Origin of the sequence: Rhizomicrobium sp., from assembly GCA_037200985.1 — a bacterium.
In the GTDB taxonomy this organism is placed as follows: Bacteria; Pseudomonadota; Alphaproteobacteria; order Micropepsales; family Micropepsaceae; genus Rhizomicrobium.
In genome coordinates this window covers 3,577,255-3,590,731 of record JBBCGJ010000001.1, presented here as the reverse complement: position 1 = coordinate 3,590,731, position 13,477 = coordinate 3,577,255, and the positions used below count along the sequence as shown (strand labels likewise).

Below are 13,477 nucleotides of genomic sequence, written 5' to 3'. Positions count from 1 at the left end.
CCGTCCTACTGCATCATCCGGGCGACGATGCGCCCGGCGGGCGTCGGCATCACGAGGCCCATGCCGGTCGAGACCAGCCCCAGCGCCAGCAGGCGCTCGCGGCAGAGCCGCGGCACGGAGCCGGTGCTGATGGCGCTGCGCGCGATGATGTCGCGCAGGGCGCTCATCTCGCCCGCCGTCAGATCGGTTCCGCGCGGGATACGGTCCATCGCGCTCAGACCGCCCCGCCGCCGCGCGCGGTGAAGGTGGCATGGGTCACCGCCACGGTCAGCCCGGCGGACGAGTTCGTCGATTCGACCTTGGCGTTGAGCTGTTGCGCGAGCGCGTTCACCAGGCTCGTCCCGAGACCGCCTTTGGCCGGCGCTTCCGAGGCCCGGCCGATACCGTTGTCGGATACCGACAGCCGCCAGTCCGTCCCGTTCGCTTCCAGGTGCACCGTCACGACCGCACCGGCGGGCTGGCCCGGAAAGGCGTATTTCAAAGCGTTGATGACGAGCTCGGTCACGATCAGGCCGAGGCTGACCGCGTCGGCCGAAATCATCTGGCAGGGATCGGCGCTGACCTTCAGCGTCGCGGCGTGATCGTCGCCGATCATGGACTCCGCCAGCGAGGCGCAGAGCTTCGACAGATAGGGCTCGATCTCGATCAGATCGGCGCGGCCCGAACTGTGCAGATGGCGCTGCACCGCGGCCACCGAGATCACGCGGCGATGCGCGTCCTGCAGGTGCTGGCGGGTCTCGTCGGAGTTCACCGCCCGCGCCTTGAGCATCAGGATGCTGGCGATGATCTGCAGGCTGTTGACGATGCGGTGCTGCATCTCTTCGAGCAGCATCTCCTTGTGGATCAGCAGCTCGTCGGCCTGTTCCTTCAATCGCGCTTTTTCGGCCTCGACGGTGCGACGGTCGGTGATGTCCTCGATGTTGAGGGTGACGGCGGGTCGCGCGCCCGGCTGGTGGGCGATGGTTCGGGCGTACAGGCACAGCACGCGCCGGCCGATGCGCGGGAACTCGTGCGAAATCTCGACCGGCTCGGCGATGTTCCGCAACCGCGCGGCGTCGCCGAGCAGATCGCGCAGCGCCGGCACGTCCCAGGCGCCGCCGTCCAGCGCGAACAGGGACATGTCGAGCGCCGCCGACGGATCGAAATGGAACGCCCGATGGAACGAGGCGCTCGCGAAAAGGATGTTCGATTCGCTGTCCAGAACGAGCACGGGCTCGCGCACCGTGTCCACGATGATTTGCGCGAGCGCGCGCGCATCTTCGACTTGCTCGAAGAGCTTTTCCACGACGATCTTTCTGAAAGCGCCGGGACCGTACGCCTCTTGCAGCGCAATAGCAAAGCACGCCGCTGCGGATCGAATGCGGCGTGAGCGTGTTACCTTGGTGAGCAAGCGCTTCGGGCGCGCGCCCTATCCCGCTCCATTTCCCTTCGGAAGCCTCGCGCGGGTATCTTCAAGGACACGATAATGTTGAACAAGATGAGCCTGTTGCTCGCAACGGCCGCCATTACGCTGTGCGCCGGCTCGGCGGGCGCCGTAACTCTGAATCTCGGAAACAACAACGACCATCGCCACGGCAGCACGTCGCTGTCGGTCGATTTCGGCGCGGTCGCCTTCGGCTTCAACGACGGCTATTGGGATACCGGACATCGCTGGCATACCTGGCGCAACAATGCCGAACGCACCAGCTATCGCAGCAATCACGGCTCGAATTTCCACGGCTACAATCACACGCGTGACCGTAACAATGGCTGGCACGGCCGCTAAGTCGCATATGGATGCCCGGAGCGCAAAAAGCGCGCCGGGCACCGGTCACGCATAGTCCGCTTCCACCGTCGCGTCGGACGGCGGCGTGCGTAGAACCGCATTGAACAGCCAGCTGAACGCCACGCTCACGACCAGGTTCAACGCCAGCGACGACACCGCGGCGTAGCAGGGGATCGTCAGCCCGAAAATCTGGATCGGGAAGATCGAGACCTTGAAGGCGTTGAGATACGCCATCCAGGTGCCGCTTGCGATGCCGGCGATCCATCCCATCAGCAACGCCCAGGGATTGAGGCGATTGGTGTAGAGGCCGAGGATCACGCTCGGCAGCGTCTGGATGATGATGATGCCGCCCAGCAACTGGAGCTGGATCGCGTAATTCGTCGGCAGCTCGATGATGAAAAGCAGCGCGCCCAATTTCACGATAAGCGACACGATCTTGGCGACCTGCGCCTCGCGCGCCGGCTTGCAGGTGGGGTCGATATATTCCCGGTAGATGTTGCGGGTGAAGAGATTGGCGCAGGCGATCGACATGATGGCGGCCGGCACCAGCGCCCCGATGGCGATCGCCGCGAAGGCGACGCCGACGAACCAGCTCGGGAACATGTGCAGGAAGAGCGCCGGCACCGCGTACTGGTTGCCGAAGGCCTTGAAGCCCGCGGCGTATTCCGGCATCGACTTGACCCCTGCCGACACCGCCATGGTGCCCAGCAGCGCGATCAGCCCCAGCGCGAAAGAATAGGCCGGCAGCGCCACGGCATTGCGCCGCACGACATGACGGCTCGACGAACTCAAGAGGCCCGTCACCGCGTGCGGATAGAGGAACAGCGCCAGCGTCGAACCCAGCGCCAGCGTGGCATAGGCCGCCTGCGGCCCGAGGCTCGTGGCGGTCGCCGGGCCGAGGATGAGGGTTTTCGGATCGGCATGGGCGAAGATCTTGCCGAAGCCGCCGAGCTCCGCCGGGATCACGATGACGGCGGCGATGACCGTGACGTAGAGCAGCGCATCCTTGACCAGCGCGATCAGCGCCGGGGCGCGAAGCCCGCTCGAATAGGTGTAGACCGCGAGCACCACGAAGGCGATCAGGAGCGGCAGGTCGTGCACCACGCCGATGCCGGGCACCGCCATGTCCATGTCGATGCCGAGGCCGGCGATGGCGACTTCCATGCCGACGAGCTGGAGCGCGATATAGGGCATGGTGGCGACGATGCCGGTCACCGCGACCGCCAGCGCCAGCGTGCCGTTGCCGAACCGGCCGCGCACGAAATCGGCCGCCGTCACATAGCCCTTGGCCTTCGACACCGCCCAGAGCCGCGGATAGACCGCGTAGACGATGGGATAGACGAGGATCGTATAGGGCACGGCGAAGAAGCCGCTGGCGCCCGCGCCGAACATCAGCGCCGGCACGGCGATGAAGGTGTAGGCGGTGTAGAGATCGCCGCCCAGGAGGAACCAGGTGACGACGGTGCCGAAGCGCCGTCCGCCCAGGCCCCATTCGGAAATCTCGTTGAGATCGCCGCGCCGCCAGCGCGCCGCGACGAAGCCCAGGACCGTGACCAGCAGGAAGAGGGCGACGAAGATGGTGACCGCGACCGTGTTCATGGCGCGCGCTCATCCAGGAAATAGACCGGGAGCAGGATGGCGACGCCGAGCAGGATCCACAGCATCTGGTACCAGTAGAAGAAGGGAATGCCGACCAGCATCGGCTCGACGCGGTTGTAGGACGGCACCCACAGCATCGCGACATAAGGGATCAGCAGCAGAAGATGGATCGCGCGGAAACGCCCGCGCCGCTTCGGTTCGGCCATGCCTGCCCCCTGATTCTCTTGGACAAATCCTTTACGACAGGACGCGAAATCCGCAAAGGCTGACGGACGGGGTGGCCCGCGCTAAGATCGCCCGGACGGCTTTGCGGGGGGAGCCCCATGCGTATTCTTCTGGCCGGCCTTGCCGGCGGCATCGTTATGTTTCTCTGGTCTTTCGTGGCGCACGACCTGACGGGGCTCGGCATGGTGGGCGTCGGCACGCTGCCGAACGAAAGCGCCACGGTCGCCACTCTCGCTTCGTCCATTGGCGACAAGAAAGGGCTTTTTCTCTTCCCGCTCGACATGAACGCGAACGCCTCGGCGGCGACCGCGCCAGGCGGCTTGCTGGTCTATAATCCGCATTCGCCGCTGGCGATGACGCCGGCGAACCTGGTTATCGAATTCCTGACCGAGATCGTGGAGTCGATCCTGGCCGCCTGGCTGCTGGCGCAGACGGCGCTCGCGGCCTATGCGATGCGGGTCGGCTTTGTCACCTTGGTCGGCGTAGTCGGCGCGCTCGTCACCAACATTCCCTATTGGAACTGGTACGCCTTCCCGCTCGACTACACGCTGGCCAACAGCCTGATCGAGGTCGTGGCGTTCCTGGTGGCGGGGCTGGCGATGGCCGCCCTGGTCAGGCCGAAGACCGCGTGACGCTCAGGGCGCCGGCGTGATCGCAATCGCGATCGTGCTGCCCGGCGCGCTGCTGATCTCCAGCGTCACGGGCTTCGCGGCAAGCGTGAAGCGCACGGATTTGCGCAGGCCCGGGCAATCGGAATCGCCGGTATGCGCCGTCGACGCAACCACGACACCGTCCTGAACCGCATCGATCCAACCCTCGGACGACGCCGAGACCAGATAATCGCCCGCCGTCGTCACCGGCACCGTGAAGTAACCGGAGAATTTCGCGGCGTCGGCCGGCTTGCCCGCGGGATAGGGCAGCGCCGCCTTGTCGGACGGGACCAGCAGCACGCCGATCGCGCGCGGCGGCATCGCCTTGCGCGTCGCGCCCGATGCAAAAGCGTCGAGCGTTCCGTTCAACAGCGCGCGCTCGTGCTCCAGGGGCCAGGCCAGCTTGCCGCACGCCGGATCGGCGAACGCGGGCAGCGCCGGGAGCGAGAAGGCCAGGGCGAAAAGAAAAAGGCGGCGCAAGACGGGGCTCCTACAGGGAGATCTGCGAACGGAAGGAGATGGTATCGAGTCTTTGGCCGACCTGCACGTTGTTCAGCACGCCATGGCCGAAGCCCGCCGGAATCGTGCCGAGCCGGCTGACATCGATGTTCTGGTATTGCAGTCCGAATTTCAGGACGTTGTTGGGATACCAGTTGACCTCGGCGGTGAAGATGCGCTGGTCGCCGCCGCGCACGCCGCCGGCCGGCAGCGCCGCGCCCGCCACGCCGGCATGGTTGTTGAGATTGAGATCGCTGTAGCGTGCGGCCAATTCCCAAGCCCCCGGCCCCCAGCCGTCGATGGAGAAGGGAATGCGCGGCTTGGGATTGGAGAACGAGCCGTTTGCGACGTTGTAGGGCCGGCTTTCGCCGGTGATGATCCAGGTCGCCTGGGCGTACCAGCCGTCGAAATCCAGGGTCGGCGCGCCGGCCGTCATCTGGTCCAGTCCGTAGCCGAAATAGCCGGCCTGGGTGTAGACGTTGCGCCATTCCGCGGCGCCTTCAACGCCGTAATTCCATGCCTTGGACGTATTGATCGCGCCCGTCGAGATCAGCCTCAGGCTGTTGTCGTCGGTCGTCAGTTCCGGGCCGTCCTGCAGGGTGATGTTTTGCGCCGAGCCCGCGCCCGCCACCGCGTCGGGGCCGCGGAAGACATAGGTTCCGGCCACCGAGGCCAGCAGCTTCCAGTCGCCGTCGGCGTAGAAGAGGTCGCTGGCGCGCGCGACCACCGCCTGCTGCTCGTCGAAGAACAGCGTGGTGTCGGCGACCTTGCCGCCGGTATAGGCGAGGGAGGCGAAAAGCTGCTCGCCCGCATAGACCACCGCGACGGCATCGCGCCCGTCGCCGCCGGCCAGACTGCGCGACAGGTCGGAGGGCGCATTGCGCTCCAGGAAGATTACGTCGCCCGAAGACGTCGCGTCCTCCAGATTCGCGCTCGCCGGAAAGGCGCCGATGCGGAACGCCAGCGGGCCGAGCCCGGCATATTCGACATAGGCCTGCTGGATGCGGCCCTGCAATTCGTTGCCGCTCGAGGCGCCGCCGCCGAAGTCGTAGTTGAAGAAATAGTTCCAGTCGCCGAACACCTTGCCCTGGATGCCGAGCTGCGCCCGGCGCCAGTTCGAGCCGCTGGAGAGGTCGGGCGCGTTCGCGGCGGCGAGCTGGCGGGCATGCGCATCCTGGACGAAATACGCCATGTCGTATTGCCCGAGGACGCGGATCGCGAGCGAGAAGCGGCCGTCCGGCGAGGAAAAGGTCGGACGTCCGTTCGCCATGGTGAAGCTCGGGCGATCCGCCTTTTCGATGCGCGCGCTGTCTTCCAGCGCCGCGAACTTGCCGACGAGGGCGTTGATCGCGATCTGCTGGTCGGCGACCTTGGCCTCCAGCGCGGGCGTGGGTGTCGGGGGCGGCGTTTCGGCGGTCTGCACCGGCGCCGCGGGGAGCCTGACGCCTTTGCGCCTGAGGGCGCCTTTCAGGGTATCGATCTCGCTGCGCTGGGCGGCGATCTGCTTCTGCTGCAGTTCCATCGTCCGCTGCAGATCGTCGAGCCGCTTCAGGATCGCCGCGTCGTCCGCCCGGGCCGGGCCGGCCGCGATGGCGAGCGCCGCGCCCGCGAGAAGGATGGTTCTCAATCGCATTTTGGCGCCCCCACCTTTGCTTACGCTACTTCGCCCCCAGGATCGTGAAGCCGTCCTTCTGGAAGATCGCGCGCGCTTCCGGACCGGACAGGAAATCCAGGAACGCCTTCGCGTCCGGCTTCGCTTCCTTGGTCAGGGCGGCCGGATAGACGATGGGCGCGTGGGTGTTCTCGGGAAACGTGCCGACGATGTGCACGCCTTTGTCGCTCAAGGCGTCGGTCGTGTAGACGATGCCGAGCGGCGCCTCGCCGCGCGAAACGTAAGCGAGTGCGACGCGGACGTTTTCGGCGTTCACCAGATGGTCGACGACGCTGTTCCAGACGCCGAGCGCCGTCAGGGCGGTGCGCGCGTATTTTCCGGCCGGCACCGAATCGGGATCGGCGACCGAAAGCCGCCCGCCGCCGAGCGCGCCGAGCAGATCGAAATGCGGCGCGATCGTCACCGAGACGTTGCTGCCGGCCGGCGCGATGAGCACCAATTGATTGCCGAGCAGGTTCTTGCGCGTGTCGTGCGCGATGAAGCCCTTGTTGTCGAGATAGTCCATCCAGTCGGTGTCCGCCGACATGAAGAGGTCGGCGCCGCGCGACGATTCGATCTGCTTGGCCAGGACCGACGAGGCGGCGAAGGAGAACACCACGTCGTTGCCGGTCTTCGTCTTGTAGACCTTGCCGACGTCGTTCAGCGCGTCGGTCAGCGACGCCGCCGCGAAGAAGGTGACGCTCGCGGCCTGCGCGGCGAGCGGAGCGAGCGCGAAAACCGCCGCGGCAAGACCGGCGCGGAGCAGCCGTCCGAAACGCATGGATATCCCCCCGGATGAAGAAAACTTCGCCCACCGTGATATCCGAAGGAATATCACGAGTCGAGATGGCTATCCGGCCGTGCGCCGGCCGGCGAGGACCAGGCCGATACCGGCCAGAACCACCACCACGCCGGCAATGGTCGGAATCCAGACCGTGTGGTCTTCCTGGGAGGTTACATGGAGCGGTCCGGCGTCGAGCACCGGCTTGGTCTCGGTGTAGCTGAAATGGCCGAACAGCAAAGCGCCGACACCCACGACGACGAGCAGGGCACCGATCAGAGTCAGACCACGCATGCAATCCCCCATTGCCATATCCGGCGCCAAGGGAACGGGCCGTAAGACGGATCGTTCCGTCAGCCCAAATGCCGGATTCGCCGGTAGGACAGCGCTTCGGCGATATGCGGCCGGCCGACCCGCTCCGCGCCGGCGAGGTCGGCGATGGTACGGGCCACGCGCAGCACGCGGTGATAGCCGCGCGCCGTCAGCTTCATCGCCTCCGCCGCCTCCGTCAGCAGGCGCTGTCCCGGCGGCTCCGGAGTCGCAACCTGTTCCAGCAATTCCCCTTCGGCTTCGGCATTGGTGCGCAGGTTTCGCCCCGCATAGCGGGCGCGCTGGACATCGCGGGCCCGTGCCACCCGCCGCGCGACGTCGGCGCTGCCTTCCGCCGGCGGCGGCAGGGTGAGATCGGCGGCCGAGACGCTTGCGACCTCGACATGCACGTCGATGCGGTCGAACAGGGGACCGGAAATCCGCGCCTGGTAGTCGACCGCGCATTTCGGCGCCTTTCCGCAGGCCTGCGCCGGATCGCTCAGATAGCCGCAACGGCAGGGGTTCATCGCCGCGATCAGCTGGAACCGCGCCGGGAAACGGACATGCGCATTGGCGCGCGCCACCACCGCCTCGCCGGTCTCGACCGGCTGGCGCAGGGAATCGAGCACGCCGCGCTGGAATTCCGGCAATTCGTCGAGGAACAGCACGCCGAGATGGGCAAGGCTCACCTCGCCCGGCTTGACGCGCAAGCCGCCGCCGGTCAGCGCCGCCATCGAGGCGGAGTGATGCGGATTGCGGAACGGGCGGACCCGCGAGATCGCGCCGCCCGGCAATTCGCCGGCCAGGCTCTGCACCATGGAGAGTTCGAGCGCCTCGCGCGCATCGAGCGGCGGAAGCAGCCCGGGCAGTCTCTGCGCCAGCATCGATTTGCCCGCGCCCGGCGGACCGATCATCAGGAGATTGTGGCCGCCGGCGGCGACGATCTCGATGGCGCGCTTGGCGGTCTCCTGGCCTTTCACGTCGCGCAAATCGGGAACGCTGCGCGTGTCGTCGGCGAGTTTCGCGACGGGCCGATTCAAGACCTGGTGGCCCTTCATGTGATTGACCAGCGCGATCACCGAGGGCGCCGCGACGATCTCGAGCTCTCCCGCCCAGGCGGCTTCGGCGCCGCAGGCGGCCGGGCAGATCAGGCCGCGATGCTGGCTGCTGGCGGCGAGCGCCGCGGGCAACACGCCGGCAACCGTGGTGACCTGCCCATCGAGCGACAGCTCCCCTAGGGCGACATAGTTCGCGAGTTCGCTCGCCGGCAGCACGCCCATGGCGGCGAGCAGGCCGAGCGCGATGGGAAGGTCGTAATGGCTTCCTTCCTTCGGCAGGTCGGCCGGCGCGAGGTTCACCGTGATCCGCTGATAGGGCAGCGCCAAGCCGATGGCCGACAGCGCCGCACGCACCCGCTCCTTGCTTTCGGCCACCGCCTTGTCGCCGAGGCCGACGATGTTGAAATGTCCCTGCGTGCCGGTGCCGATATGGACCTGCACGTCCACCTCGCGCGCCTCGATCCCCTGGAACGCAACGGTATAGACGTGTGCAACCGTCATGGCGGGCCGGCCCCTTAGGGCGATGTTTCGGGAGGGGCCGCAACACGACATGCAACGCGGCGTTGCGGCGCCATCTAAGCCCGCCAAAGCGCCGCGATCAATGCGCCGCCAGGAGGCTCCAGAGATAGTCGTGAGTCTTGAAGCCTTGCAGCAGGGCCGGGTCTACCCGGCCGACCGGATGCCGCGGCAAGATCGCGTAGTTCGGCGTCCCCTGCGCGTCGAACGCCGCATAGGCATGACAGGTGATGCAGGACGTGTCGGGCACCGGCACGCCCTTGTTCATCCGCTCGATCACCGAATTGGCAAGGACGGTCGGCCGCCGGCCGACGACGACGGCGACTTGCGTGCCTTTGAGACAGTAATTGGTCCATACCGGATCGATGTGGCGGCTGGCGAAAACCTTCACCAGCGCGAGCGTCTTGAGGCAAAGCCCATAGTCGGCGTTCGGCGCCGGCCGCGACGGGACATGGGCGACGAGCGCGCCGAAACCGTCATGGCAGCCGACGATGTCGCAGCGCCCGGGATTGCTGCGATGCTCGAACGTCATCCAGAGCCATTGCGGCAGGGCCTTGCTCTGCACCGACATCCCGACCAGGGCGTATTCGCCGGTGCGGCCGTTCATCGTCGCGGTGTTCGTGTAATAGGCGCGGCGGACGTCCGCGGCGGTCTTGTAGGCGCGCGGCAGCCAGCGCAGGAGGTCGGCGATCATCACCCAATCGGCCTTCACGACGATCGAGTCCCTGGGGAAATCGATCGGCTCCGCCGCGCCGTAAGCCGCGACGAGACCCGCGGTCGAATACAGATCGTTGGCGACGATATATCGAAAGACCGGACGATTGTGCTGGACCTGCTCGCCGATGCAGGCGCCGGGCGGGAAATTCCCGGCCTTGCCGTCCTTCGGCTGGCAATCCGCCGACGGCGTGCCGTGAACGGCCCTGCGTTCGGAGACGGCCGCAAGGCTGCGGGTCAGCCGCTTGGCGCCCGGCGCCGGCCATTTCGGCGGCTTGCCGGAATAGATGTCGTCGTCGGAGGCCCAGGTCTCGAAGGCGACGGCCTTGATGCCGCGGATGTTCGCGGGCGCCGTCATCCGGACGAACACGTCCCACGCCATCCTGTCCGGCGGCGCCGCGGACGCGGCGGTGGCAAACAGAGAAACGGCCAATGCGAAACGCACACCGAACCTGGTCATCGGACCCTCCGGTCTTGAACGATTCAAGGCATCGCCAGAACATAACCTGCCGCCGCGCCGGCCAGCGCCATGCGCGCGAGCCAGCCCAGGCAATGGGCAAAGGTGACTTTGCCGTCGATCTTGATGAAGAAGCCGTTGATCGCGAGGATCGCGACGGGACCGGCAAGCCAGGCCAGGACCGCGATCTCAAGTCCGGCGACGATCCCATGCGCGCCGGCAACGGCGCAGAGCGCGACGATCGCGCCGCTCATCACATAGCCGATGATGCTCGACCAGATGATCGCCCTGCGCTCCGTCCCTTCGCGGATGCCGGGCCGCCAGACTTCGGGAAATCTGTTGTAGGCGTCGTGGAACAGCACGCCCATGAACAGCCAGTCGGTGAAGGTCGCCACCGTACCCGCGCCGAACGCGGCCGCGACCAGCATCCCGTTCATGCGCACCCCCCGCTTGAAACGGCGGCAATCTAGACGGGAATCGCGTCGAACGCGATGGTGGTGCGCTCCGTCGCCGAGCGGAACGGCACCGTGCCGTGCCATATATAGGAGGGGAACAAGACAAGCCGTCCGGCCGCCGGCTTGATCGCGCGCCGGATCGGCTGGTTGAGCGCCGTTTTGAAGGACGGCTCGCCGAATTTGATCCAGCCCTGACGGGCCGTCTGGTCCTCCACCGCATCCGGCACCGCAACGTAATAGCAGGAGCTGATCCAGCCCTTGGGATGGATGTGGTTGGTGTGGAAGCCGGCATCGCGAAGCCGCGACGACCACGAGCCCGTGAAGCGAAATCCGTTCCCGCGCCGCGAACGGAGCGGATGGGTCTCGTCGTCGTCCATCCGGGCGATATAGGCGGCGACGGCATCTTCGATCCGCGCCCGCAAGGCCGAGATCAGGGCATTGTCGCCGTCGAACAGGGGCGCCATCGTCTGCGTGCCGCGCCGCAGCGTCTGGTCGATATGCTCGCGCGCATCGCCGTGCAGCGTGTCGAGATGGGCGTTCAGCGCCGCGTTGAACGCGGCCGTGTCGGCGAAGCCGTCCGGCGGATCGAGATCGAAGACCTGCACGTGACGCTCATAGTCGGCCAGAACATCGGCGCGGGGATCGTGGTTGAGCCGGAGCGCAAGCTCGTGCATCGCCAGGGCCGCCTGATCGTGCGGCTGCCGCGCAACGGCATCTTCGGTGAGCGTCAGTGCCCGCGCGACATCGCCGACGCGCAGGAGCGTGCCGGCGAGATTGACCTGCGTCGGCACGTCGCCGGGTTTCAGCGCCAGCGACTTTTCATAGGCCGCGATAGCGGGCTCGAATTGCCTCAGGCCGGCGAAGGCCAGCGCCAGGCCGTTCTGCACGGCCGGGTTCTGCGGCTCCGACATGGCGGCGCGTTCGAAGCATTCGCGGGCCTCCTCGAAACGCTCGGTGCGCGCCAGGAAGCCGCCCTTGGCCGTCAGGAGCGCCGCCGGGATCGGCATGCGCGCCACGGCTTCGTCATAGGATTTCAGGAACTCCCCGTCGCGCCCCGTGCGATAGAGCAGGGCGTTCAATTCCCGGTGCGCGGCGAGGTGGCCGGGATCGCGCGCGAGGACGCGGCGATAGCCCGCGATCGCCTCCTCCTGGCGCCCCAGATGCGACAGCACGCCGGCGCGATTGGCCTCGACCTGCGGCAGCTCGGGCGCGCGGGCGAGCGCGGCATCGAACTGCGTCAGCGCCTCGCCGTGCCGGCCTTGCAGCTTCAAGGCGACGCCGAGATTGTGCTCCAGCGCGGCCCGCATGGCCGGCGGCGACGGAAGCGCGAGCGCCAAGCGCAGAAGCGCCTCGGCTTCCTTCGGGCGTTCGAGATCGTTGAGCAGCGCGCCGAAACTCAAAAGCGCGGTGATGTTGTCGGGTTCCAGCTTCAAGGCCGCGCGGAAATTCTTCTCCGCGAAGACGAGATCGCCCAGGCCGTGCTGGATCTGGCCCAGCACGAGCAAGGGATCGGGGTTGCCCGGATCGGCGCGCGCCGCCGCGCGCAGCATCGCGCTGCCCTCGTCCGCGCGCCCCGTTCCGGCGAGCAGCCGGCCGAGATTGATGAGCACGTTGGGCTGTTTGGGCCGCAGCGCCAGCGAGCGGCGATAGAGCGCTTCCGCATCGGAAAGCCGGCTCTGATTGGCGCGGACCAGGCCCATGAGCTGCAGCCCGTCCGGCTCCAGCGGCCGCACCGACAGCACTTGGCTCAGCACCCGCTCGGCCGATCCCCATTGATGCTGCCGGATCAGGTTGATCGCCTGCGCGATCGGCCCGGCGATCTGGCCTTGTCCGCTCATGACGACCGTTTCGCGGCAAAGCGCCCGAAGGACGCGCCCTTGCGCATGTTCCCGCCGCCACCTACGCTTTCGGCCACGCTATTATCTATCCGAGAGAGCATCATGGCCCGTTTCGAAGGTACCGACCGCTATGTCGCGACGGACGATCTGAAGATCGCCGTCAACGCCGCCATTACGCTGGAACGCCCGCTCCTGATCAAGGGCGAACCGGGCACCGGCAAGACGGAACTCGCCTTCCAGGTCGCCGGCGCGCTGAAGTCGCCCCTGATCACCTGGCATGTGAAGTCGACCACCAAGGCGATCCAGGGCCTCTACGAATACGACGCGGTGACGCGCCTGCGTGACAGCCAGCTTGGCGAGGAGCGGGTGAAGGACGTCAAGAACTACATCCGCAAGGGCAAGCTGTGGGAAGCCTTCGAGATGAAGGGCCGCCCGGTGCTCCTGATCGACGAGATCGACAAGGCCGACATCGAATTTCCCAACGACCTTCTGCTCGAACTCGACCGCATGGAGTTCTTCGTCTACGAGACCGGCGAGACGATCAAGGCGGCGGTGCGCCCGATCATCCTCATCACCTCGAACAACGAGAAGGAACTGCCGGACGCCTTCCTGCGACGCTGCTTCTTTCACTACATCAAATTCCCCGAGCGCGAGACGATGCAGAAGATCGTCGACGTGCATTATCCCAACATCAAGCAGAAGCTGGTGAGCGAGGCGCTGAACGTCTTCTACCAGATCCGCGACGTGCCCGGTCTCAAGAAGAAGCCGTCGACCAGCGAATTGCTCGACTGGCTGAAGCTCCTGCTGAACGAGGACATCCCGCCGGAGGCGCTGAAGGAAAAGGACCCGACCAAGCTGATCCCGCCGCTGCACGGCGCGCTGCTGAAGAACGAACAGGACGTCCACCTGTTCGAGCGCCTGGCTTTCCTGGCGCGGCGGGAGAGCCGGAATTAGCATGCGG

The 13,477-nt window shown here is 66.6% G+C and carries 15 protein-coding genes; 3 read left to right on the top strand and 12 right to left on the bottom strand.

Annotated elements, in window-relative coordinates:
* Positions 1-5: 5 nt before the first annotated feature.
* Positions 6-209, bottom strand: a complete 204-nt coding sequence (locus WDN01_17685; GenBank protein ID MEJ0027860.1) for a hypothetical protein — start codon at positions 207-209, stop codon at positions 6-8.
* 5 nt (positions 210-214) lie between these two features.
* Positions 215-1,285: a histidine kinase dimerization/phosphoacceptor domain -containing protein gene (locus WDN01_17680; protein ID MEJ0027859.1), complete on the bottom strand. Its 1,071-nt coding sequence runs from the start codon at positions 1,283-1,285 to the stop codon at positions 215-217.
* A gap of 180 nt (positions 1,286-1,465) precedes the next feature.
* Here WDN01_17680 and WDN01_17675 point away from each other — a divergent pair, with 180 nt between their 5' ends.
* Positions 1,466-1,765 carry a hypothetical protein gene (locus tag WDN01_17675; protein ID MEJ0027858.1) on the top strand — a complete coding sequence of 100 codons (300 nt, stop codon included), beginning with the start codon at positions 1,466-1,468 and terminating at the stop codon, positions 1,763-1,765.
* A gap of 45 nt (positions 1,766-1,810) precedes the next feature.
* On the opposite strand, the gene WDN01_17670 is transcribed toward WDN01_17675, so the two are convergent.
* Positions 1,811-3,364, bottom strand: a complete 1,554-nt coding sequence (locus WDN01_17670) for a sodium:solute symporter (GenBank protein ID MEJ0027857.1) — start codon at positions 3,362-3,364, stop codon at positions 1,811-1,813.
* On the bottom strand, positions 3,361-3,570 hold the full coding sequence (locus tag WDN01_17665; protein MEJ0027856.1) for a DUF3311 domain-containing protein: 210 nt from the start codon (positions 3,568-3,570) through the stop codon (positions 3,361-3,363). The genes WDN01_17670 and WDN01_17665 overlap by 4 nt, the downstream gene beginning before the upstream one ends.
* Before the next feature lie 117 nt (positions 3,571-3,687).
* On the opposite strand from WDN01_17665, the gene WDN01_17660 reads away from it, so the two are divergent.
* Entirely contained in the window at positions 3,688-4,221 is a 534-nt protein-coding gene (locus WDN01_17660) for a hypothetical protein (protein MEJ0027855.1), read from the top strand.
* 3 nt (positions 4,222-4,224) lie between these two features.
* On the opposite strand, the gene WDN01_17655 is transcribed toward WDN01_17660, so the two are convergent.
* The 8 genes from WDN01_17655 to WDN01_17620 form a co-directional block, all read right to left on the bottom strand.
* On the bottom strand, positions 4,225-4,719 hold the full coding sequence (locus tag WDN01_17655; GenBank protein ID MEJ0027854.1) for a hypothetical protein: 495 nt from the start codon (positions 4,717-4,719) through the stop codon (positions 4,225-4,227).
* A gap of 10 nt (positions 4,720-4,729) precedes the next feature.
* Positions 4,730-6,370, bottom strand: a complete 1,641-nt coding sequence (locus WDN01_17650; GenBank protein ID MEJ0027853.1) for a porin — start codon at positions 6,368-6,370, stop codon at positions 4,730-4,732.
* Between the two features lie 25 nt (positions 6,371-6,395).
* Positions 6,396-7,169: a molybdate ABC transporter substrate-binding protein gene (gene modA, locus WDN01_17645; GenBank protein ID MEJ0027852.1), complete on the bottom strand. Its 774-nt coding sequence runs from the start codon at positions 7,167-7,169 to the stop codon at positions 6,396-6,398.
* Positions 7,170-7,238: 69 nt separating this feature from the next.
* A complete protein-coding gene (locus WDN01_17640) occupies positions 7,239-7,463 on the bottom strand; it encodes a hypothetical protein (GenBank protein ID MEJ0027851.1) in 225 nt (74 codons plus the stop codon).
* Between the two features lie 59 nt (positions 7,464-7,522).
* Positions 7,523-9,037, bottom strand: a complete 1,515-nt coding sequence (locus WDN01_17635) for a YifB family Mg chelatase-like AAA ATPase (protein ID MEJ0027850.1) — start codon at positions 9,035-9,037, stop codon at positions 7,523-7,525.
* Between the two features lie 97 nt (positions 9,038-9,134).
* Positions 9,135-10,226 (bottom strand): hypothetical protein, encoded by a 1,092-nt coding sequence (locus WDN01_17630; GenBank protein MEJ0027849.1) that lies wholly within the window; start codon positions 10,224-10,226, stop codon positions 9,135-9,137.
* Between the two features lie 23 nt (positions 10,227-10,249).
* Positions 10,250-10,660, bottom strand: coding sequence for a hypothetical protein (locus WDN01_17625; GenBank protein MEJ0027848.1), 411 nt, complete (start codon positions 10,658-10,660; stop codon positions 10,250-10,252).
* A gap of 29 nt (positions 10,661-10,689) precedes the next feature.
* A complete protein-coding gene (locus WDN01_17620; protein ID MEJ0027847.1) occupies positions 10,690-12,516 on the bottom strand; it encodes a tetratricopeptide repeat protein in 1,827 nt (608 codons plus the stop codon).
* Between the two features lie 102 nt (positions 12,517-12,618).
* Between WDN01_17620 and WDN01_17615 the strand changes: the two genes are divergently transcribed.
* Complete coding sequence (locus WDN01_17615) at positions 12,619-13,470, top strand: MoxR family ATPase (protein ID MEJ0027846.1); 852 nt, start codon at positions 12,619-12,621, stop codon at positions 13,468-13,470.
* Positions 13,471-13,477 lie beyond the last annotated feature (7 nt).

What these genes read in the sequence shown, in the direction of transcription:
- WDN01_17635 (MEJ0027850.1), bottom strand. Translation starts at nt 9,037, where the DNA reads ATGACGGTTGCACACGTCTATACCGTTGCGTTCCAGGGGATCGAGGCG.
- WDN01_17625 (MEJ0027848.1), bottom strand. Translation starts at nt 10,660, where the DNA reads ATGAACGGGATGCTGGTCGCGGCCGCGTTCGGCGCGGGTACGGTGGCG.
- WDN01_17665 (MEJ0027856.1), bottom strand. Translation starts at nt 3,570, where the DNA reads ATGGCCGAACCGAAGCGGCGCGGGCGTTTCCGCGCGATCCATCTTCTG.
- WDN01_17615 (MEJ0027846.1), top strand. Translation starts at nt 12,619, where the DNA reads ATGGCCCGTTTCGAAGGTACCGACCGCTATGTCGCGACGGACGATCTG.
- WDN01_17675 (MEJ0027858.1), top strand. Translation starts at nt 1,466, where the DNA reads ATGTTGAACAAGATGAGCCTGTTGCTCGCAACGGCCGCCATTACGCTG.
- WDN01_17650 (MEJ0027853.1), bottom strand. Translation starts at nt 6,370, where the DNA reads ATGCGATTGAGAACCATCCTTCTCGCGGGCGCGGCGCTCGCCATCGCG.
- WDN01_17630 (MEJ0027849.1), bottom strand. Translation starts at nt 10,226, where the DNA reads ATGACCAGGTTCGGTGTGCGTTTCGCATTGGCCGTTTCTCTGTTTGCC.
- modA (MEJ0027852.1), bottom strand. Translation starts at nt 7,169, where the DNA reads ATGCGTTTCGGACGGCTGCTCCGCGCCGGTCTTGCCGCGGCGGTTTTC.
- WDN01_17640 (MEJ0027851.1), bottom strand. Translation starts at nt 7,463, where the DNA reads ATGCGTGGTCTGACTCTGATCGGTGCCCTGCTCGTCGTCGTGGGTGTC.
- WDN01_17660 (MEJ0027855.1), top strand. Translation starts at nt 3,688, where the DNA reads ATGCGTATTCTTCTGGCCGGCCTTGCCGGCGGCATCGTTATGTTTCTC.
- WDN01_17685 (MEJ0027860.1), bottom strand. Translation starts at nt 209, where the DNA reads ATGGACCGTATCCCGCGCGGAACCGATCTGACGGCGGGCGAGATGAGC.
- WDN01_17670 (MEJ0027857.1), bottom strand. Translation starts at nt 3,364, where the DNA reads ATGAACACGGTCGCGGTCACCATCTTCGTCGCCCTCTTCCTGCTGGTC.
- WDN01_17620 (MEJ0027847.1), bottom strand. Translation starts at nt 12,516, where the DNA reads ATGAGCGGACAAGGCCAGATCGCCGGGCCGATCGCGCAGGCGATCAAC.